Source organism: Arthrobacter sp. ISL-30, from assembly GCF_018613855.1.
GTDB lineage: Bacteria > Actinomycetota > Actinomycetes > Actinomycetales > Micrococcaceae > Arthrobacter.
In genome coordinates, this window is the sequence record NZ_JAGGPK010000014.1 from 49,441 (window position 1) to 69,645 (window position 20,205).

The window sequence follows — 20,205 nt, forward strand, 5'->3', positions numbered from 1 at the left end:
GGTACGCCGGGTCAGGACTGGACCGGGACGTAACCGATGACCAATGTGCCCAGCTGCGCGGCTGCATGCACGTCGAGCATGGTGTCGGTGATGACCAGCTTGTCACCGCTGATGACCAGGACGCTGCCGTTGCGAGCCGCCTGGAGCCACTCGGCATCATCCGGGTTCTCCGGGTTGAGCTGCTCGGAAAAGATGGTTTCCCCGCCGATGGTTAGGGTGAGGACGGCCCGGGTGACTGCCAAGGCGCAGCTGTCCGCCACCTCGGCGGCCTGATCCAGCATCTCGGTGTACTCCGGGCTCATCGCCAGCTGGAAGCCGTGAGACAGCAGAATCGATACCAGGGCAGAAGTCAGTTCACCGCCTGCTTCACGGAAGGAGACGACCGGGATCAATGTGTACGCCAACGCAGCCACAGTGGTGGCGGGACGGTCGGCATCGGTCTCCTGTGTGAGGACCAACCGGGCGGCAAGAGGCGTCAGATCTGCTGGCGTCCAATCAGCCCTGCGCACACTCAGCCCCGGTGCATTGCATAGCCGGTGGCACACGTAGTCACTGAACGTGACATATTCCGTACCGTCCGGTGCCGTGCTTTCGATGATGTCCACGCTCAAGGACAGCGGTTCCTCGGGCTGCAGCGGCCGACGGCACTCAGCACAGGTTGTGGCGATGGCTGCCGCCGTGGTCACGTAATGCGTCGTGTCCCTGCCCTTGAAGAACTCAAGACGCTCGTCCCAGGCGACATTGCGTGTGACAGGCATCCAGCGATTCTATCCATCGGTAACTGCGGCAGCAGCCGAAAGGGCTGCCACTGCCCAGGAGTATGCTTCCCCTGCTCAAACGCGTCAGCCAGTCCCAACCTCAGTGGATGTCGTCAGGCGCGCCTATCCTGGTGGTGTGCGGTCAGGGGGCCTACGGGGCAGAGCCGATTCACTACACCGGTTCTTCGACGCGACACAGCCTGGAGAAAACACGTAGAGCAGACACCGCCCCTTCCCGTTTGTGCGCCGCGAGATGAAGCTGGCGGATGCCAACCAGCCGAAAAGTGAAGGCGGGCGGCCGGTTGTTGCGGCGCGGGAGTCAGCCGGTAGCCCCGGCGTAGTCTGGTGCTGGCAGCCATCGGTTCGGAGGAGATGACCATGATCGGATTGAACAAGACTTCCCATGATGTTCAGCACGGCGCGGCGGGCTGGACCAGACACGCCGCCCAGGTCCCTCCGCGCCAGGTGGACGCCGCTGTGCGCTGGGCGCTGTCCCGGCTTGAGGACGCCAATATGCCCTTGGTGGTCCACGCAGTTGTCCTCACACTGACAGGGAATCAGAAGGCCGCCAAACAGGCACGGAAGGCTGCCGAACAGGCGGTACACCGCGCAGAGCGGAAACTCAGGCCCACCCGCCCCGGCCACGGCAAGGCATGGCTGGCCGCAGGCCTTCTCGTGGCGGCCGTGGCCGCAATAGTACTTGCCTGGCGGGGTCTAACCGGAAGCGGAGAGCCCGAAGCAGTCCAAGCGGGGGACCTTCCCACGGACGCCATCTGACAACAACGCCGGTGAAGGCCAGCTGCAGACACCACTCTCCACTTTGACCCCATCCGGCGTTCGGTGATTCCGAATTGATGGAATCACCGGTGAAGGTGGCTACAGCTCACGCCGGACGGGTTCCAGCCCGCCCCGCCAGCGCAGATCGGACTGTCACAAGCATGCCAGCGAGGCATGCCGCCAGGGCAAGGAAAAGGGAGGCCGCGCTGCTTGCCGTTGATCATGGTCGACCGTTCAACGAGTCCGCGCAGGTCTTGGCGCTCTTCCGGAGAGAGTTCGGCTTTCAGTGTTGCGAAGATTAGAAGGCACCTGACGTTTTTTTCACGCAGTTTTGTGCGGAGGAACTCGAGCCTCCTGAATGGAGATAGTGCCCCGGTAGAGGATCGGCCAAACGAACAGACAGTGGCGCCTCGCCACTGGAGCTAATCGCTCCGCCTTGGTAGCTTTCAACGCATGGCCATCAAATTGGAGAATATCGGTATCGCTGTTCGCGACATCGAAGCAGCAATCGCCTTTTTCACCGATCTCGGTCTTACGGTCATCGGCCGTGACACGGTCAGCGGCGAGTGGACCGATACTGCCGTTGGACTTGATGGAAACCACGCCAAGATCGCGATGCTCCAGACCCCAGACGGTCATGGTCGACTTGAGCTCTTCGAATACATCCATCCCGAGGCGATCGAGTCGAACCCGACTCGTCCCAACGACATTGGCATGCACCGCGTGGCCTTCTCAGTAGACGATATCGATAAGGCCCTTGAGGTAGCTGCAAAGCATGGATGCTATCCGCTACGCGGCGTGGCGACCTACGCCGACATCTACAAACTCACGTACCTCCGCGGTCCCAGCGGGATCCTCGTGATGCTCGCCGAGGAACTGAAGAAAGAATGACCCCGAATCGGCCCTGGCCCGTATTGTTAGGCCCAAGGGTCCGAGAGACCGTCCGGTGAAGGATCCCTTATCGTGCTTCCAAACGGCTTCGAACATCGACACCTGACGTCACGCAGACTTGAACCGCGAGACTACCGACTCACGCATAGCCGCCACATCAACGTCGCCGGCGGCGTCGGAAGTGGATCTGGCCCCCCGGAGACAGCCTCGTAGTCGTGAGCGACGGAATCCTTGACGCCCTCGGAACCCCTCGAGGACTTCACGAAGCACGTGGATGACGCGGTCCGCACCCAGCTCACCGCCGATCTCGCCTGCCAGGCGGTGCTCGACCTCGCTCCGGCAGACAGCACGGCCGATGACGTCACGGCGCTGATCGCACGGCGATTGCCCAACAGGGCGGACCGGCGGCGCTGAGCTCCCGCATTGGACAGGGCGCGCATGAAGGCGACATCGGGGACGACGCGGCCTAACCCCGTTAATGGCCGTTAAGGAGGATAGGCAAGGTCATCCAGGGTAGGGGTGCCTGTGCGCATGCTCCTCGGCAACGAAGCGACCATCGTTCGGCTGAACACCGGCTCGCACAAAGAACTGACGGCACGGCACTGGATGCACAAGGACGTGTCCTTTTCGACCTAAACGTTGCCGGATCGCCAGCGCCGGGAGGGTGCTGGTCAGGCCAGCTTCCTCACGGCCTTTTTCAGGTTCATGGCCTTGAGTTGATGTTCCCGGGCCTGCCGTTCGCTGTCCTCAACAGTGTTCTTCAAAAGTTTGAGCGCGTCCTCGTTGACGTCGTCATGGGTCCGCGCGTAGGCGATTTCGGCACGGGCGTGTTCGGCGTCCAGCTCGTGCCTGGCGGCGCGGGCATATTCTTCCTCCGCGGCCTGCTCCAACAGTTCCTTGGCCTGCTCAAACTCGTTATTCATGCGCTTCACCACCTGTACTCATCCTCGCGCGTCCGCTCTTCAATGACGACGTTAGTAGAGCTTGTTCACCACATGAAATCCTGTCAGGGCGTATTTTGCCGCTGCTGCCCTCCACACACGGTCCACTGTGCCGGGGTTGCGGTCCTTGACCTCGTCCCACTCGACCTGCTGGTCCAGCTGGATTGTCAAGCACGGTCAAAACGATGCTGGTTCTGAATTTCGTGGTCGTTCCTCTGGTGGTGTTTGGCCCGTCCCGGTTCATCGCCGGGGACCAGGCCCTGCTGGTGGGGGTCTTGCTCGTGCTTACATGACCACAAGAAGCAAGTCAAGGGCCAGCAGCAGGAACAGCAGAATCGCGGTACGGCCACCACTCGTGCTGTAAGCCGAATAATGGTTGTCCAACTCTCCAGGCCAACCGGCCTCCTGGGTTGAAGATCAGGAAGGGATTATGCCTGCCCTGGAACGTCGCCGGCGACCTGTGCTGCCCTGCGCAGTCGCAGCATGTCCCAGCATTCATCCAGGCCCCGCTGCACCTGACGCAGCCGCGCCCTGACCTCCTCCAGTTCCACGGCGCTGTTGCCGCCGGCCTCTGAGCGGGCGGCCGAGAGTTCTGCACTGAGGCAGTCCTCCTCCTCAATCAGAGACCGAATCAGCAGCGCGATGTCCTGTTGGGGCATCATGCGGTTCAGAGCGGACGGATGTTTTCGGCTTGCGGTCCTTTTTGGCCCTGCACGATGTCAAACTCGACTCGCTGGTTCTCTTCCAAGGAGCGGTAGCCACTGCTTGCAATGGCCGAATAGTGCGCGAAGACGTCCGCGGACCCGTTGTCCGGAGCGATGAAACCGAACCCCTTCTCAGCGTTGAACCACTTCACGGTACCTGTTGCCATGGAACGCGTTCCTCCCAGAATTTCCGTATGAAGCCGGCTATCTCGGAGGCCGTCTTCCGCTCCCCCAAAGCTACGATGCCGGAATTGGGTGTGCAAGGCCACCGCCACCGCCTGTCAGGACTCATCCTTACAGTGCTTTTCGCCCAGCCCGAACCGACAATCATCTGCGCTCCAATCCCTGCAACGATTCCCTGCAGACCTAGCGCCAGCGGTTCACCTCTACCCGCCAGGATGGATTCAGCGTCGGAACGGTGGGTCGGTTCGGGGCGAGCAGATTTTGTTGGCTAGGGGCTCGGCGGAGGAGCCGGCTAGCGCGCCACGCGGTAGCGGAGGTAGACAACTCTCGAGCTGAAGGTGCGGGTCTCGACGAGCTCGAGGTCCACTCGGCGCTCGTGCTGGGAAAAGAAGGGAATGCCGCCGCCGACCAGCACCGGGTAGACCATGGCCCGGTACTCGTCAATCAGACCCAAGGCGGCCGCCTCGGAGGCGAGAGTCGCGCCGCCGATCGCGATGTCCCCCTCCCCCGGCTCGGCTCGCAACCGCTCGATCTCCTCAGCCAGGCCGCCGGAAGCCATGCGGGCATTGCCCTGCACTGCCGAGAGCGAGGTAGAGAACACCACCTTTGGGAGCGGCTTCCAGAGCGCGGCCCACTCGCGCTCCGAGTCGTCGAGCGATCTATCTTGATCGGCGGTCTCCCAGTACAGCATCGTCTCGTACAGCCGTCGTCCTAAAGGTGGACGCCAATCTCTCGTATCTCGTCGATCCAGAAGCGAAAGACCTCCTTCTCAGGCATCGTCCAGTCGAAGTCGCCGTCCGGCCCCACGATGTAGCCGTCAAGGGAGACGCTCATCGAATAGGTCACGCTGCGCATCAGAAGTCCTCCTCGGTAATGGGTACGACAGTCACTTTGCCCACGCGCCTCCTACATTTGAGTAGAGGCGAGTCGAGAAATAGCACGCCTCCTGGCGGAATTGGCTGGGCTCGTTGTACATAGCCTCAATCACTAGAGTCCGCTGCCCACTACCCAGACACGCACAGGATGGGTCCACGGCGTGTCGTGGGAAAGGGTCGGGGTGGTTTCGTGGCTATGGTCGAGGTACCGGGCAACAGCCCGGGGCGGCGCTTAAGGAACTAAAGACCCGATGGCCGTCGGGTCTTCGTTCAGAGCGTTGCGCTCTTTGGTGCGATTCAAGGGCTTACTCCTTGATGGACACACCTCAAGAGTAGGCCCTTCGCAAGGACACGTCCATGATCCCGGTCACGGAAGTGCACCAGCGGTTCCACCCCATCCTTCGGGAGGAGATGCTGGCATGGCTTCCTGGCGAAAGCATAAGGAACCATGGGGCGCCATGAACCTGACGGTGAATATCATCCGCCTTGCGGTTGATCCGATCCGCTTGTTCTGGCACAACAACCCCTAAGGGGTTGGCGGCGGGTGCGGGCGACGGCCTGCCCCCACCGTTTCATCCGGAATCAGGCAACCCCAAGGATGCCGGCATTGGTCGCCCATGCCAAGACGTCAAAGAGATCCCGGAGGTCGTGACGACCGCAGCCGCGGAGCTGCTGAGCCGGGCCCAACAAGACTTCGACGTGGAAATCCGCTTCTAGACGACTTTCCGTCTGCTGCCGGACTATGGGGTCGCGTCTTGCCCTTCTCCTGCTGTTCGCGGGCGAGAGGCTCGGCGTTCCTTGGTCGGTGTTTCACGGGCTTGGGCTATTTGGGTGCGCAGTTGGTCGATTTGGCGGCCGCAGGTGTCGTGGAGGTCCTTGACGCGCTGCTCTCCATGGGAACGTTCAAGCTCCAAATTAGCTCTGGCGGCATCGCGCTCAGCGGTCAGCGTTGCCAGGTTGCCGCGCAGGTCGGCTGCCACCTCACGGGCACGGTCCAAATCGGCCCGGGCATTCGCAAGCTGGCCCTGCATCTCCTCGATCGTTGCTTCGCCGCGATCGGCCCGCTCCGCATCCGCCTGAGCGCGGCTCTCGGCCGCCCCGCCTTGCCGTTCCGAGCATTAGAGAAACCGAAACACCAACCATGTATGGGAACCATCCGCGCATCGACAGCGGAGGCCAACAGCTCTAAGTTTGCTCAGGAGATTGCTTACCGAATCGGGAGGCAAACACGCACGCTCGGGATCCTTCACTGGGACAGTTCGCAAGGTCTTTGACATGCATAACGTACGACACGTCCCGAAAAAGTTGCTGCCGTGGGTGAGGATTGAGCTATGGCAAAGCGCATCAGCGGCCCAAACGCCGTGATCTACAAGCCGACTGTCTTCCCTTCGGTCCGGACCGAAGTCTTTGATCAGCTCGCAGAGCCGAAGGCGACGGCTGATGTGTCCGTGTCGGTGATCCACCCCTCATCCTCATGAAGCAGATGAGGCTCCGGTACGCCGGAGCGTGTCGGGTGTGCGGTGCCTCTCTTCCGACCGGGACAGAAGCGATCTATGAGAGCGAGACGAGGACCGTCCGCTGCTTGGAGTGTGCCACCGAGGCTGCGGAAACGATGTCCTCCGACCTCGAACCACGTTGTGATGAGCCGTCGTCCAGTGAGTCCGGAATGGCCGGGTCGTCGGCCCGACGTGAATACGAGCGCCGCAAAGCGAAGGACGAGGAAAAGCTGCGCGAGAAGTGGGGTCGATTCGGTGGCCTCGCAGTCGCTCTCTCTGACGAGCGGCCGAGCACCAAGTCTTGGGATCGAGGCGCGATCGGTGAGGAGCGCCTCGGCGCTCGGCTAGACGCCCTGGCCGCCGATGGTCTCGCTGTCCTTCACGACTGGCGCATCCCCGGTTCCAAGGCGAACATCGACCACATCGCCATCACTCGCGGCGGAATCTGGGTTATCGACGCGAAGCGGTACAAGGGACGACCTGAGCTGAAGATCGAGGGCGGCATCTTCCGCCCACGCGCCGAGAAGCTCCTCGTCGGCCGGCGTGATTGCACGAAACTGGTCGATGGGGTGCTCAAACAGGTCGACGTCGTGCGCGACCTCGTCGGGGATGTTCCGGTCACCGGGGCGCTGTGCTTCATCGAAGCCGACTGGCCCCTGGTTAGGGGCGCGTTCTCGACTCGTGGCATTCACGTACTCTGGCCGAAACGGCTAGCCAAAGTGCTTGTAGAGGAGACAGCCGGCGACGTTGAGGTGGCGGAGATGCGTGAGTCGGTAGCCGCGCGGTTCAAGTCTGCGTGACGTCACGCGTTCGATGTTCGAAGCCGTTCGGAAGCAGCCTAAGGGATTCTCTATCGGGGCAGCGGCGGTCTCCCTTCTCAAAACTCGTTCTGGGGCTGGCCGGAACGTCCCGTTCGAGAATCATTCAGGAGAGGCAACGCCAAGAGCTCGGCTCCCCCCAGCAGGCCTCTACTCGTACCCACCACCGCAGCATGGCGAAGCCTCCGAGGAAGAAGGTCCCGCCATTCTCGATTAGGGCATATTCTCGAGATCCTTCGTTTTCGAGAGGGAGACAATTGAAGTCTCAGGACTTGCTTCCTATCCCAGCAATATCCGGCTTGGCGTAAGGCCAATACGGACGGCAGTCCATAACACTCTACCGATGCCTCTCTGTACCCTTCCTACCGCCCATATGGGTCCACAAAGGGCCTCACGCAGCAAGTGACGCCAGCTCTCCAGCTCTCACAGACCACCTCTGGCACTCGAGGTAAACCGTGAGCCATGATTCACGGCAAGTCATGTCGTAGTCGGGCTCGACGTCCATGAATCGTCGTGAATGAAAACAAGAGTATTCAATGTGGTCAGGGCTTCCAGCGAACTGATGCCGAGGACCTGGTCCGCGTCGCCAGCAGCCTGCTGGTCCCTTCCGAGACCGCAGGATTCGGACGCGGCAACAGCGCCGAGGCGCTGTTCCGCCGTCGAGGCTGGACGGCCGGCAGCCAGTCTGAGGCGCAAAAGCAATGACCATGTCCATCGCCCGGCTCTCCGCTCAGTCCGGCCTGAAATACCTGTTCAAGACCACCATGATGGACGACCGGACCGTCACCCCCGCGGATGCCACCACGTACTACATGAAGGCCGGGACACCACAGGGCCGCTGGTTCGGCTCAGGCCTGCCCGGCATCAGCCGCGCCACTGGAGACGCCGTCACCGAAACCGATGCGAAAGCCATCTTTGACCATGCGGTCCACCCGGACACCGGGACCTCCTTGGGCCGTCCGCACGGCCGACCCACAGTCGTCCAAAACAGCCACGGCCGAACCGAAACGCGCCACGCCGTCGTCGGCTTCGACCTGACCTTCAGCGTGCCCAAGTCCGTGTCCGTCCTCTGGGCACTGAGCCCCAGATCCCATCCAGGACCAAATCCTCCAGACGCACCACGACGCCATCCACGCCACCCTGCAATGGCTCGAGAAAGCGGTCATCCACACGCGCGCCGGACGCAATGGCATCGCCCGCCTCGGCACCCGTGGCGCGATCGCCGCTGCGTTCGATCACTGGGAGTCGCGTGCCGGGGATCCGCAACTGCACACCCATTTGGTCATCGCCAACCGGGTCCAGCGCATCAGCGACGGCGCCTGGGTCACCCTGGATTCGAGAACGCTTTACAACGCCGCCGTCGCTGCCAGCGAGCGCTATAACGGTCTCCTTTTCGACGCCCTCCACCGCCACCTAGCTACGGACACAGAAATTCGTGCTCCGGCCACAAACACCCACAACCCGAGTCAGCAGCTCACCGGTGTCGACGATGCGCTGATCCGCGAATTCTCCAACAGATCCCGCCTCATCGATCTGGAAACCGACCGGCTCGTGGCCAAATGGACCAAACAGCACGGCACTCCCCCGACGGCAACGACTACCCTCAAACTCCGCCAGCAGGCAACCCTCTCCACGAGAACTCCCAAAGCAGAGTCAGTTGCACCCCTTCATCAGCTCTCCGCGCAGTGGCAGGCGCGCGCAGTCGCCAAGGGCTTCGACCCCCGCCTCATCCTTGCCAACACCGTTCGACGCTCCCAAAAAGCCCCGTTCCGCGCCGGCGACTTCAGGACGAACTGGATCGAAACCGTCGCATCACTTGCCCGGCAGCGCGTCGCGGCGAAACGGGCCACCTGGAACCGATGGAACCTCCTCGCCGAAGCCGAGCGAGTGTGCGCCGCGATCCGCTGCCAAACGCCACGAGACCGCACCGCCATGATCGACGCAATCGCCACCGCCGCCGAGGCCCAATCAGTCCCACTCAACGAGCACCGTTACAGCGTCCCCACCAATGCGCTGCCCGATCTGCGCCTCGGCGCCCAAAGCGTCTTCGACTTCCATGGATCGCGTCTCTGCACCGACGCCACGACACTCGCCTGCGAGCAGGCGGTCATGGCGGCAAGGAACGACGACGGCGGCCCCGCCCTCCGCCCGACCGTCGCCATGGAGACACTCGCCGGCTACCAACACCACGGCCGGTTCGCACTGCACTCCGATCAGCGTGCCGCCGCGTCCGAGGTGGTACTCAGCGGCAACCGGCTCGACGCCGTCGTCGGCCCGGCGGGCACCGGCAAAACCACAACGCTCGGCGCAGTCAAAACCGCATGGGAAGCCCAATACGGAGCTGGTGGCGTCATCGGCCTTGCACCCGCCGCGGCGTCCGCCGACGTTCTCGGCCGGGAATTATCCATGGCCGCCGAGAACGTCGCGAAATGGCTCCACGAATCCGCCGGCGCGGGTGCCAGCCGCCGGGCTGGGCGGTTCTTCGCCGTCGAAGCACGCCTGAGCAACTCCGGGGCGGCAAATACCCGGCTGGCGCAGGAAGCAACGAGGCTTGCCGCGGAGCAGAACCGGTGGCGATTCCACCCGAATCAGCTGGTCATCATCGACGAAGCCTCCATGGTCCCCACCCTGCAGCTGTCCGCCCTCGTGCACCAGGCCCGGGACGCCGGCGCCAAAATACTCTTGGTGGGCGATCCGGGGCAACTGGATGCGATCGACGCCGGCGGCGTCCTCGGCTGGCTGGACCGGCAAGGCAAAACCGCGCGTCTGAGCACCATCTGGCGGTTCGAGCACGCTTGGGAACGGAATGCCTCGCTGAAGCTCAGGGCCGGGGACATCACAGCCATCGACGACTACGACCAGCACCAACGAATAACGAATGGCGCTTATCTCGACATGGTCGACCACGCCTACCTGGCCTGGCAATCCGACACCCGTGGCGGGAAATCGTCCATTCTCATTGCCGCGGACAATGAGACCGTCAGTATCCTCAACGAGAGAGCCCAGGGCGACCGGGTGACCCAAGGCGCCGTGGACGCCGAGCAGACAGTTCCACTAAGCGACGGGCTGCGTGCCGGGCGCGGTGACACGGTCATCGCACGCCGCAACGACCGAACTCTTTCAGACAGTACCGGTGACTTTATCCGCAACGGCACCCTCCTCGACGTCGTGCATACCGGACGGCGCGACGCCTCCCTAGTGGCGGTCCGCAGGGACACCGGAGCCACTATCATGCTGCACCGAGACTATGTCGAGAACGCGGTCGAGCTTGGATACGCGACGACGGCGCACCGCTCCCAGGGGATCACCGTGGATGCCGGACACACCGTCATCACCCAGGGCCGCCTCACCCGGGAACTACTGTACGTCAGCATGACCCGCGGGCGCGGAGACAACCACGCGTACATCAGCGAGACCGACCACGGCGATCACGAGCCCGTGGGGCCGTCACGTCATCGCAGGCCGCATGGCGGGAGATCCTCGGTGAGGTACTGGCTGCGGAAGGCTCCGAACGAACCGCCCACGAAATCCTCGCCGCCGAACAGTCGAGCGCCGACAATCTCGAACGACTCCACGCCGAATACGACTACCTCGCCCAGATCGCGGCCGCCGAGGACCTGACAACGTTCATCAAAGGGCGCGTTCCGGGGCCCGTGGAGGAACTGCATCAGTCTCCGTCATGGGGCGCGGCTGTGGCGGCCTGGCGCCGAGCCGCCGTAATCAGCCGCCCCGGTGCGGAGCGGACTATCGCCGCGGCTCTGGAAACAAGCACCGGCGCGAAAGATATCGCAGCCGTCATGCACGCCCGACTCATCAATTTCGCGTCCAGGATGCCCTCCGGCGAGTTTGCGGTCGTCCCGGATCCGATCCACACGGATCGGCCGGATCTCGCCGACCTGATTGACCAAGTAAGCAAACGGATCAAACGCAGGACGGACAGCATTATCAGAGCAGCTCTGGTGCTCGACCCCGAGTGGAAGCAAAACCTCCTCGACGCTCTGCCGCCCAACATAGGCGCAGATGCCCTCAACAGCGCGATTGGCACGGTTGCTATCTATCGGGAAAGGTGGGGCGTCGGTGACTCGTCACTCCCCCTCGGACCCGTCCCTGCGGACTACGAAAGGGAACAGCAATCTCAGACCGTGGGCGTTCAGCGACTCATTGACGCGGCCTCACGCGCAGTCGCCAATCAGGATTCTGATATCTGGCTTGGCATGCCGAGCAACCGGGAACCCAGCCTGATAAATGTCGGTTGGCAGCTCTAAACTGAGCTCGAGCAGGCAATCCATGATCTCCAATCCACTCATCACGCCGGGGTTCATCACACATAGTCTGGGGATCATCGGGCGAGAAGGGAGCGCCGGCGATGCCTAGACCGCCGCTGCAGATCGGCACTTGGGGGAAGATCAGTCGAGACGAGGTGTCGCCTGGGGTCTGGCGCGCAATGGCAAGATTCCGGGACTTCGACGGCGTCACCCGCAAAGTGGAGGCTCGAGCGGCGGCCACGTCGAAGAACGACAAAGGTGGGAAGGCCGAACGGCTGCTGATTTCTGCGCTCACGGACCGCGCCATGCCGGCAGGCGAAGACATCACGTCGGACACCCGAATCACCAAGCTGGCTCTGATTTGGTGGGCGGAATTTGAGGACGCCGATCGCGCACTCAACACTCGCCAGCGCTACAGGGACATCCTGGACAACTACGTTTCTCCCGGCGTCGGAGGTTTGCGGATTCGCGAAGCAACGGTCTCCACTTTGGATCGTTTCCTCAAGACCATACGCATCAAGCACGGCAACGCCACGGCAAAGCTCTGCAAGACCGTCCTGTCGGGCATGCTGGGCCTTGCAGCCCGCCACGGCGCGCTGGATGGAAACCCCTTGCGAGACGTGGCTACGATCCCGACAAATCATAAAGAAGTCCGGGCGCTAACCGTGACAGAGGTTGTCGCATTACGTGCGGGTCTCAGGCAATGGGAGGCCGACAAGAAGCAGGTCGGCCGATACCCGACTGTGGACATCCTCGACGTCATCGACATCATGCTCGCCACGGGCGCACGCATCGGGGAGGCGTTGGCCATACGGTGGAAGGACGTCGATCTAAAATCCGAGAAGCCAACGGTCACCGTGAACGGAACGATTGTCTACATGCCCAAGCAGGGCTTGACCATCCAGGAGCACCCTAAGAGCGCCAATTCCCGTCAAAGGTACTTCCTACCGTCTTTCGCCGTGGAAATGCTCCTGAGACGGCAAATTGGGCTTCTGGAGGCCAATCCCTGGGACGTGGTGTTCCCTTCGGCCATTGGTTCGCTGCGCGATCCGAATAACTTCCGCAGGCAATGGCGTTCTGCGAGTGACGACCTTGGATTTCAATGGGTTACCCCGCACACCTTCAGAAAGACCGTAGGAACCCTGCTGGAGGCCTCGTCAGGAGTGGCTGTCGCTTCAGCCCAGCTTGGCCACTCCAGCGAAAACGTGACAAGGAAGCACTACGTCCAGAAGACGCACGAGGCACCGGATAACACCTCGCTGCTCGAGGCTTTCGGCAACTAGCCCAAAACGTTTCCGGTGGGTTTCCGGTGGGTGATGACCTCAGAACGCAAAAACGAGAGTGCCCCTGACCTGCGTTTCCGCAAGTCAGAGGCACTTTTCATGTAGGGCTACTCGGACTTGAACCGAGGACCTTAGGATTATGAGTCCCGCGCTCTAACCAGCTGAGCTATAGCCCCATAGTGCCCCATGCCGGCAACACACTGGCCGGCAACACACTGCACGAGGCAACGTATTGCACGATCGGGGCAAAAACACTTTAGCAATAGTAATCGCTTCCGGCGTCGCAAAAGCCCCGCCCTGCGGAAATCAGCCCTGGGAAAATCAGTCCTGCTACACCACCAGGTCCTCATAGCGGGCGCCGCGGTAGAGCTCCTCGAAGGTGGCCAGCGTTCCCTCAATGCTGTGCGTCACCACCATCTTCCTGCTGGCTTCGCCCATCGCCCGCAATTCCGCGGACGGCATCTCCAGCATTGCGGTGAGCTTAGCCGCCAGTTCCTCACTGTCATTCGGTGTGAAGAGGAAGCCGTTCTGGCCGTCACGGACCAGATGAGGCAGGGCCATGGCATTTGCGAGCAGCACGGGCGTCGAGGCAGACATCGCCTCAAGGGTCACCAGGGACTGGAGCTCGGCGGTGCCGGGCATGCAGAAAATGTCTGCCTTGATATAGGCCTCGCGCAGCTCCTCATCGCTCGCCAGGCCCAGGAATTTCACGCGGTCTTGGAGCCCCAGCCTGGCGACCCTGGCTTCCAGGGCCGGACGCACCTCGCCTCCCCCGATGATCTCCAGGTGCACGTTCAGCGCTGCCGGGGTCTTCGCGACGGCGTCGATCAGCACGTCGACGTGCTTTTCCTCGGCCAGGCGGCCGACAAACAGCACAGTGGGGTGGGGGTGGGGTTCGATCCACTCCCCCGGCTGCAGTTCGTAGGCCGCTGAATCAATACCGTTGGATAGCGGAAGGACCTTGCGAAGGAAGGCGTGTTCATGCATCGCCTTGGCGGCAAGTGGCGTTGGCGTTGTAACGACGTCGGCCTTGCCCATGACCTTGCCCATGTCCTTCCACGAAATCCGTCCAATGATGTTCTTGAACCATTGCGGGAACGGAAGGAAGGGATTGAGGTTCTCAGGCATGAAGTGGTTGGTGGCAACAATGCGCACGCCACGCTTCACGGCTTCGTAGAGTACGTGTTCGCCGATCATGTAGTGGCTCTGGATGTGCACCACGTCTGGCTTGACCTTGTCAAAAAGCAGGCTGATTTCCTTCTTGATTTCCCAGGGAAAGCAAATGCGGAAGTAGTCGTGGGTGGGCACGGAGTGCGAGCGGAGCCGGTGGACGGTGGCTTCGTCGCGGAACTCCGTGAAACTCCTGCCTTTGTCCTGGCGGCAGGCCAGCACATGGACGCTGTGACCGCGCGAGGTCATGCCCTTCGCCAGCCGATACCCGAACTGCGCTGCACCGTTGACATGGGGCGGGTAGGTGTCCGCGGCAATCAGGATAGAGAGCGGTTTATTACTGTCGGGAATGGTCACGTGGAGAACTCCTGATTGTCACGGTGCGGATGGTCTAATGCGGCAGCGACGAGTTGGTCGCTGTGCTGAATCCGCGCTTCGCCGGACCGGGTTGGCGGTCGACCTTGAGATGCAGCTCCTGCCCTAAGCCTTCCGGCCTGTGGCCGCCTTCGCGTCGCGCTTGCGCGTGGTGACCTCCGGATGGTGCCGGCTCAGGGCAATAACCCCCACGATAGCAAGGGAAGCGGCCACCGCCATGGCGATTGCCATCACAGCATGGACATCGGGACGAAGCTCACCCAATATGGCAATCCCGATTGCGATACCCACGATGGGGTCGATCACGGTAAGCCCGGCAATCACGAGGTCCGGCGGGCCGGTGGAATAGGCACTCTGCACGAACCAGGACCCCAGTCCCCCAGCTGCAACGATGGCAACAACGGTGTACCACTGGACGTTCAGCAGGAACAGCCCGTTCGGGTCCAGGAGGTGTTTTCCGATAATCCGGGTCAGGACGGCGACGAAACCGAACAGCACCCCCGCGCCCAGTATGTAGACAAAGGCGTTCATCCGGTGGCGGAACATTACGGCCAACGAGCCAAAGAGGCCCACCGCGAGCGCAAGCAGCAGCACGACGGTGAGCTCGTCCTCACCGCTCACATGGTGGTTTTCCTGTGTGACGTTCACTGCCAGCAGCACGAACAGTGCCGAACCGGTAACGCAGGCCGAAATCGCGACCACCGTGGCCCGGTTGATGCTCAGCCCCTGGTCCCTGGCGTTGACCACAGTGGTGATGACTAGCGCGATAGCGCCGATAGGCTGCACCACAGTCAGCGGCGCCGAGACCAGTGCGACGGCGTTCATGGCCATACCCGCGAAGAGAAGCAACAACCCGAGCACCCAGCGCGGATTGCGAAGCAGGCGCAGGAAGCCGTTCGAGCTTAGGGCCAGGCCGCCTGTGTCTGCCTTGACCGCGCTGCCCTGGCGCTGAGCGCCGAAAGCCAGGCAGAAAGCACCAAGTACTGCGAGAAAAACCGCGAGCCAGACCATCAGGCGGATCCGCCGTCGTCGTTCCTGAGTTCGCGGCCCTTACTGCGAATGGCCCAGAAGTAGTTCCAGGCTGCCACCCAATGGCCCACCAGGCCCAGCCCGAGGAAGATCCAGGCAACCACGAAATACACGTCCGTCAGCGGGATCGGAAGCTTGGACAGCACAAGCAGCGGGGTTCCGGCAAGCAGCAGCCCCGTACGGATCTTTCCGATCCGGCTCACGGGCAGGTCAGGGTGGCCCCGGAAATAGAAAAGCGACACGGACCCAAGGATGATGTCCGGCACCACCAGGGCGGCAAGGTACCACCACTGCACGACGCCGGCGATCGCCAGCGTGACTGCGACGGCGATGAGGGCCAGCCGGTCGGCGGCGGGGTCCAGTACCCGACCGAGCTTAGAGGTCTGGTTGAAGCGCCTCGCCACGTAGCCGTCGATCCAGTCGGTGCTGCCCATGATGGCCAGGACGAGTACGGCGTAGCCATATTCGCGCTGTGCCAGGACCAGCCATACGAACAGCGGCACGCCCATAAAGCGGAGCACTGTGAGGAGGTTGGGGACGGTGAAGACCACGTCGTGGTCGATTGGCGGCTGGCCTGGCCGCTCACCGGCGCCGATGAACTTCATCTGTCCCCCTTTCCGTACTTTCGGCTGTGACGTGGCGGCTGCTTAATCCGGCCCCGGAGATCGCATTGACGGCAACCCCGTCGGGAGGAAGCGGCAATCAAGCCTACTGCCGGAAGAGCCTTCGCAGCAGCACAACCAGTACGGTGGCAGATACGGCGAACGCTGCCAGCGCTTTCCAGCGTGCCGCGAGGCGTTCCGGAAGGTCGTCCGGGAGGGATTCGCCCAGCGCGCTGAGCCGCCTCCGGGCAACGTTCCTTCCGTCATCGAGCCGACGGCCGGCGGCGTCCAGGAGAACCTTGCCTTGCGTCTTGACGTCCAGTTCCACGTCCAGTTCGTCCCGAACACTGGCGAGGTGGTCTCGTCGCTGGCCCAGCCGACGCCGGAGCTCGGCCTCGCTGACTGGTTTTTCGTCCGCATCACGGGCGGCGGCCTTCGCAGCCTTTTCGGCCTTGGCCTTCGCCGCCTCCGCTTCCTTGGCTGCCTTTTCAGCCTTGCCCTGCTCGGAGTTTGGATCAAGCTTCCGGGCATCGAAGCTGGTGCCTTCCTTCGCGATGCCAAGGTCATGCTTGATGCCACGGATGGTGTCCTCCGGCATTAGGGGCATGGCCTTCTTGAACTTGAGGAGGCCGGTTACTGCTCCAATGGCCACGATGAGCAGGAACAGTGCCGCAACCAGGAGGGCGGCAAGCCAGCCGGGCATCACGGTAGCGAGGCCAAGGATTGCGGCAACAATCAGTGCGACGACCAGGAAGGTCAGAAAGACAAGGGCTACACCGAAAAACGCGCCGGCAACGCCCACCTGGGTCGCCTTGCGCTTGATCTCCTCCTTCGCCAGTCGGATCTCGTCATTCAGCTGCCTGGGCGCCAGCATAGCCACAAGCTTCAGGGTCTTCGGCAAGGCCGTGATGCGGGGCCCCTGGATTGTCTCACTGCTGTGACGTCCACTCATCAGTTCCGCCTTACTGCTTCCCTTGACGCTTCGGTTTCGGCAAATTCTCTACGCTGGCTCGGCTTCCCGAACGCACCTGTCCACAAAACTATCATTCAGCCTCAGGCTCAACTTGCGGGTCTCCAGCGCGGTGAGTCGCCTCCAACGCTGTAAAAAGTTCGCCCGGCACCCCTAGGATGGAACTTCGTGAACACTCCCCCCAATCCGGGCGATGCCCTGAGCCGGCGCCGAAAATTCCTTTACATCCTGCTCCTGGGTGCGCTGACGGCTCTTGGCCCGTTCACTGTGGATCTCTACCTGCCAGCCTTTCCCGCCCTGGAGGAGAGCTTTGACGTAACCGCCGCGGCCATCCAGCTGACCCTGACCGGAACCACGGTAGGTTTCGCCGTCGGACAGCTGGTGGTGGGTCCCTTCAGCGACAGGTTTGGCCGCCGCGGGCCCTTGATCCTGGCCACGACACTGCATATTGCCTCCTCCCTGGGAGCGGCGCTGGCCACGGACATCACCACACTCTCCGTATTTCGGGTCCTCATGGGGGTAGGCGCCGCAGGCGGCGGGGTAGTTGCCATGGCCATGGTCCGGGACCTGTTCAGCGGCTATCCCATGGTGCGGATGTTCTCCCGCATGGCCCTTGTGAACGGCCTTGCCCCCATCCTGGCCCCGGTTATCGGCTCCCAACTGTTACTCGTGATGCCATGGCCCGGGATCTTCTATTTCCTGGCTGCCTACGGGAGCCTTGTGGTTATGGCCTCGATATTCCTGATCAGGGAGACATTCCCTCCCGAACGCCGTAGCCAGTCCGGCAATACCTTCCGCCAGCGCTACAAAGCCGTACTGTCAGACCGGATTTTCGTGGGCATGCTGTTAGTGGGTGGCTTCAACTTCGGCGGACTATTTGCCTACCTGTCTGCATCCCCGTTCCTCTTCCAGCAAGTCTATGGCTTCTCGGCCCAGGAATACGGGCTGCTCTTCGGTATCAACTCCCTGGGAATCGTGGCGGGGGTGCAGATCAGCTCCCGACTCATCAAACGCATTCCACCACAATGGATCCTTGCCTGCTCCACAGCATCCACGCTCCTCATGGGCGCTTTGATCGTGGGGCTGGACCTGCTCGGTGCCGGCCTATGGGGAATTCTGGTTCCATTGTGGTTGTACATCCTGTCGACGGGCCTTTCCTTCCCCTGCGTGCAGGTCATTGCCTTGTGGAAGCACGGGGCCCAAGCGGGTACGGCGGCGTCATTGCTCGGTGCGTCCACATTCATGATGGCCGGCATTATTTCGCCGATTGTGGGCTGGCTCGGCGTCGGTTCAGCGGTACCTATGGGCTCTGTCCAGGCCCTGTGCCTGCTCGGTGGCCTGACCGCCTTGTGGCTTGTTGTCCGCCCTCAGACCGTTCCGTCGATTCACTAGCCATGGAACGCAATTAGCAATGGAACGCAAGCAGCCTTCCCGCAAACCCTCCCGCAATGGCCGAGGTCTTTTCCTCGGCGCCGTGGTGGGCGCCATCGTTGGGTTCTTCATTGGTCGTGGGGCGGGAAACCCCGTGTTCGGCGCCCTGCTTGGTGCCGTCGTCGGGGCCGCCCTGCTTTATCGAGTCAACCCAGGCCCCTGGAAGCGCCGCTGATCTCCGACGACAGGTACCGAACGAACCAGTCCCTGGCGAGTATGGACACCTCCTCCAAAGTGCCGGGCTCCTCGAACAGGTGGGTTGCCCCTTCGACAAGCTCCAGCCGGTTGTGGCACTTCAGGAAGGCTTTTGCTTGGCGGTTGAGTTCGAGGACCCGATGATCTGCAGAGCCGACGATCAGGAGTGTCGGGGCGCGGACCAAGGCAAGCTTCTCCTCAGCCAAATCCGGACGGCCCCCTCGTGAAACAACTGCGCCGATGTGGTCCCCTTGTTCGGCCGCCGCCCACAATGCGGCACCCGCTCCGGTACTGGCGCCGAAGTATCCCACCCCGGATGAAGCCACAGCCGGCCTGCCGGCAAGCCAGTCCGTTGCAGCGCGCAGCCTGCGAGCAAGCAGTTCCACGTTGAATACGTTTGCCCGATTGAGCTCTTCCCGGGGGCTGAGCAGGTCAAGCAGCAAAGTGCCCAGGCCTGCCTCTTGGAGTACCGCGGCGACGAACTGATTTCGCGGACTGTGGCGGCCGCTGCCGCTTCCGTGGGCGAACACGACTATTCCGGCAGCCGGTCTTGGAAGGTACAGCCGTCCTTCGAGCAGCACCTCCTCAAATGGGATCTGCACATCTTCATCAAGTCCAGGTTCGGCTTCCTCAAGTCCAGGTTCGGCTTCCTCCAGTCCGGGGTCGGGGACGGCAGAAGATGCTTCGTTCAGTCGCTTGGCCGCAGTATTGAGCAGCCGCAGCACATCATCGTCAGGTACAGGTGAGAAGTCATGGTAGTGGTAGCCGATGGCCACGAGCTTCCGGGGCGTCGCAAGGCACATCACGTCGTCCGCTTCCGCCAATGACGCAATGACTTCGGCGGAAGCAACAGGAACGGCAAGGATTACTCTCGCAGCCCCCAGCTTCCGTGCGATTGTGCATGCCACCCTGGCTGTTGACCCCGTGGCGATCCCGTCATCAACAATGATGGCAATGCGGCCTTTCAGGTCTATTCGCCGACGCCCGGCGCGCAGTCGTGCCACCCGTTCATCGAGCACAGCGCGCTCGCGCCGCTCAACAGCGCGCAACTCTTCCTGCTTGACCTTTGCGGCCGAGAGGACAGCTTCATCCAGCACATACGCCCCTTCCTCCCCGATTGCTCCCATCGCAAGCTCGGGTTGGAGCGGTACGCCCAGCTTGCGCACCACGATCACATCCAAGGGTGCGTCGAGGGCCGCCGCAACCTGGAAAGCCACCGGGACGCCGCCGCGAGGCAGTCCAAGGACCACTGAATCCTGGCCGCGCAGATACGCCAGGCGCAGCCCCAACTGCCGCCCTGCATCAGGCCTGTCCTCAAAAATGGCCATCGCGACATTTCCCATCAGGGGCTTTCATCAGGACAGTGGACTCGCCCCATCGGCAACAGGGTCCGCGGGCCAGGAAAGGCCCGCGACAGGCTCCTGCTCCCACTATCCCTCACG

Annotated in this window: 24 protein-coding genes, 1 tRNA gene and 1 pseudogene; 13 read left to right on the plus strand and 13 right to left on the minus strand. The window is 62.4% G+C overall.

All coding sequences use genetic code 11. The features are described from left to right. Positions 1–11 precede the first annotated feature (11 nt). On the minus strand, positions 12–758 hold the full coding sequence (locus J7E82_RS06320) for a hypothetical protein (protein WP_214861645.1): 747 nt from the start codon (positions 756–758) through the stop codon (positions 12–14). A gap of 378 nt (positions 759–1,136) precedes the next feature. Here J7E82_RS06320 and J7E82_RS06325 point away from each other — a divergent pair, with 378 nt between their 5' ends. The 3 genes from J7E82_RS06325 to J7E82_RS06335 all read left to right on the plus strand — a co-directional run bounded on the left by J7E82_RS06325 (position 1,137) and on the right by J7E82_RS06335 (position 2,840). Continuing rightward, positions 1,137–1,535, plus strand: a complete 399-nt coding sequence (locus J7E82_RS06325) for a hypothetical protein (RefSeq protein ID WP_214861647.1) — start codon at positions 1,137–1,139, stop codon at positions 1,533–1,535. A gap of 453 nt (positions 1,536–1,988) precedes the next feature. Beyond that, the gene (locus J7E82_RS06330) at positions 1,989–2,426 is read left to right on the plus strand and encodes a VOC family protein (RefSeq protein WP_214861649.1); all 438 of its coding nucleotides are present in this window, start codon (positions 1,989–1,991) and stop codon (positions 2,424–2,426) included. A gap of 231 nt (positions 2,427–2,657) precedes the next feature. Further along, a complete protein-coding gene (locus tag J7E82_RS06335) occupies positions 2,658–2,840 on the plus strand; it encodes a hypothetical protein (RefSeq protein WP_214861651.1) in 183 nt (60 codons plus the stop codon). A 257-nt stretch (positions 2,841–3,097) separates the two neighbouring features. Here the strand turns inward: J7E82_RS06335 and J7E82_RS06340 are convergent, their stop codons facing one another. The 6 genes from J7E82_RS06340 to J7E82_RS06370 all read right to left on the minus strand — a co-directional run bounded on the left by J7E82_RS06340 (position 3,098) and on the right by J7E82_RS06370 (position 5,109). Then, positions 3,098–3,349 carry a hypothetical protein gene (locus J7E82_RS06340; RefSeq protein ID WP_214861653.1) on the minus strand — a complete coding sequence of 84 codons (252 nt, stop codon included), beginning with the start codon at positions 3,347–3,349 and terminating at the stop codon, positions 3,098–3,100. A 51-nt stretch (positions 3,350–3,400) separates the two neighbouring features. Continuing rightward, positions 3,401–3,538, minus strand: coding sequence for a hypothetical protein (locus J7E82_RS06345; protein WP_214861655.1), 138 nt, complete (start codon positions 3,536–3,538; stop codon positions 3,401–3,403). Positions 3,539–3,795: 257 nt separating this feature from the next. Next, positions 3,796–4,029: a DUF2630 family protein gene (locus J7E82_RS06355; RefSeq protein ID WP_214861657.1), complete on the minus strand. Its 234-nt coding sequence runs from the start codon at positions 4,027–4,029 to the stop codon at positions 3,796–3,798. Between the two features lie 5 nt (positions 4,030–4,034). Then, positions 4,035–4,238, minus strand: a complete 204-nt coding sequence (locus J7E82_RS06360; protein WP_214861659.1) for a cold-shock protein — start codon at positions 4,236–4,238, stop codon at positions 4,035–4,037. Between the two features lie 308 nt (positions 4,239–4,546). Then, positions 4,547–4,945 carry a dihydrofolate reductase family protein gene (locus J7E82_RS06365; protein ID WP_214861661.1) on the minus strand — a complete coding sequence of 133 codons (399 nt, stop codon included), beginning with the start codon at positions 4,943–4,945 and terminating at the stop codon, positions 4,547–4,549. A 20-nt stretch (positions 4,946–4,965) separates the two neighbouring features. Further along, a complete protein-coding gene (locus J7E82_RS06370) occupies positions 4,966–5,109 on the minus strand; it encodes a dihydrofolate reductase family protein (protein WP_214861663.1) in 144 nt (47 codons plus the stop codon). 859 nt (positions 5,110–5,968) lie between these two features. Here J7E82_RS06370 and J7E82_RS06375 point away from each other — a divergent pair. The 8 genes and pseudogenes from J7E82_RS06375 to J7E82_RS06410 all read left to right on the plus strand — a co-directional run bounded on the left by J7E82_RS06375 (position 5,969) and on the right by J7E82_RS06410 (position 12,991). Next, positions 5,969–6,403 carry a hypothetical protein gene (locus J7E82_RS06375; protein ID WP_214861665.1) on the plus strand — a complete coding sequence of 145 codons (435 nt, stop codon included), beginning with the start codon at positions 5,969–5,971 and terminating at the stop codon, positions 6,401–6,403. A gap of 57 nt (positions 6,404–6,460) precedes the next feature. Continuing rightward, a complete protein-coding gene (locus tag J7E82_RS06380; RefSeq protein WP_214861671.1) occupies positions 6,461–6,607 on the plus strand; it encodes a hypothetical protein in 147 nt (48 codons plus the stop codon). Positions 6,608–6,711: 104 nt separating this feature from the next. Next, complete coding sequence (locus tag J7E82_RS06385; RefSeq protein ID WP_251041531.1) at positions 6,712–7,425, plus strand: nuclease-related domain-containing protein; 714 nt, start codon at positions 6,712–6,714, stop codon at positions 7,423–7,425. Positions 7,426–7,956: 531 nt separating this feature from the next. Continuing rightward, a complete protein-coding gene (locus J7E82_RS06390; protein WP_214861673.1) occupies positions 7,957–8,148 on the plus strand; it encodes a hypothetical protein in 192 nt (63 codons plus the stop codon). A 62-nt stretch (positions 8,149–8,210) separates the two neighbouring features. Then, a pseudogene (locus tag J7E82_RS21300) lies at positions 8,211–8,468 on the plus strand (relaxase domain-containing protein); the annotation flags it as partial. A gap of 79 nt (positions 8,469–8,547) precedes the next feature. After that, a complete protein-coding gene (gene mobF, locus J7E82_RS21170; RefSeq protein WP_308113655.1) occupies positions 8,548–11,064 on the plus strand; it encodes a MobF family relaxase in 2,517 nt (838 codons plus the stop codon). 32 nt (positions 11,065–11,096) lie between these two features. Continuing rightward, entirely contained in the window at positions 11,097–11,708 is a 612-nt protein-coding gene (locus tag J7E82_RS06405; protein WP_214861679.1) for a hypothetical protein, read from the plus strand. Positions 11,709–11,809: 101 nt separating this feature from the next. Continuing rightward, the gene (locus tag J7E82_RS06410; protein ID WP_214861681.1) at positions 11,810–12,991 is read left to right on the plus strand and encodes a site-specific integrase; all 1,182 of its coding nucleotides are present in this window, start codon (positions 11,810–11,812) and stop codon (positions 12,989–12,991) included. Between the two features lie 102 nt (positions 12,992–13,093). On the opposite strand, the gene J7E82_RS06415 is transcribed toward J7E82_RS06410, so the two are convergent. The 5 genes from J7E82_RS06415 to J7E82_RS06435 all read right to left on the minus strand — a co-directional run bounded on the left by J7E82_RS06415 (position 13,094) and on the right by J7E82_RS06435 (position 17,119). After that, positions 13,094–13,167, minus strand: a tRNA-Ile gene (locus J7E82_RS06415). Positions 13,168–13,321: 154 nt separating this feature from the next. Further along, positions 13,322–14,518: a glycosyltransferase gene (locus tag J7E82_RS06420; protein ID WP_214861683.1), complete on the minus strand. Its 1,197-nt coding sequence runs from the start codon at positions 14,516–14,518 to the stop codon at positions 13,322–13,324. A 123-nt stretch (positions 14,519–14,641) separates the two neighbouring features. Then, entirely contained in the window at positions 14,642–15,547 is a 906-nt protein-coding gene (locus tag J7E82_RS06425) for a DMT family transporter (protein ID WP_214861685.1), read from the minus strand. Beyond that, entirely contained in the window at positions 15,547–16,170 is a 624-nt protein-coding gene (locus J7E82_RS06430; protein ID WP_214861687.1) for a CDP-alcohol phosphatidyltransferase family protein, read from the minus strand. The genes J7E82_RS06425 and J7E82_RS06430 overlap by 1 nt, the downstream gene beginning before the upstream one ends. A gap of 103 nt (positions 16,171–16,273) precedes the next feature. Next, complete coding sequence (locus J7E82_RS06435; protein ID WP_214861689.1) at positions 16,274–17,119, minus strand: phage holin family protein; 846 nt, start codon at positions 17,117–17,119, stop codon at positions 16,274–16,276. Between the two features lie 186 nt (positions 17,120–17,305). On the opposite strand from J7E82_RS06435, the gene J7E82_RS06440 reads away from it, so the two are divergent. Both J7E82_RS06440 and J7E82_RS06445 read left to right on the plus strand, forming a co-directional pair. Then, the gene (locus J7E82_RS06440; RefSeq protein ID WP_214861691.1) at positions 17,306–18,529 is read left to right on the plus strand and encodes a multidrug effflux MFS transporter; all 1,224 of its coding nucleotides are present in this window, start codon (positions 17,306–17,308) and stop codon (positions 18,527–18,529) included. A gap of 19 nt (positions 18,530–18,548) precedes the next feature. Then, positions 18,549–18,743, plus strand: a complete 195-nt coding sequence (locus J7E82_RS06445; RefSeq protein ID WP_214861694.1) for a glycine zipper domain-containing protein — start codon at positions 18,549–18,551, stop codon at positions 18,741–18,743. Here J7E82_RS06445 and J7E82_RS06450 read toward each other — a convergent pair. Beyond that, positions 18,715–20,091 carry a phosphoribosyltransferase family protein gene (locus J7E82_RS06450; RefSeq protein WP_214861793.1) on the minus strand — a complete coding sequence of 459 codons (1,377 nt, stop codon included), beginning with the start codon at positions 20,089–20,091 and terminating at the stop codon, positions 18,715–18,717. The genes J7E82_RS06445 and J7E82_RS06450 overlap by 29 nt on opposite strands. Between the last annotated feature and the right edge of the window lie 114 nt (positions 20,092–20,205).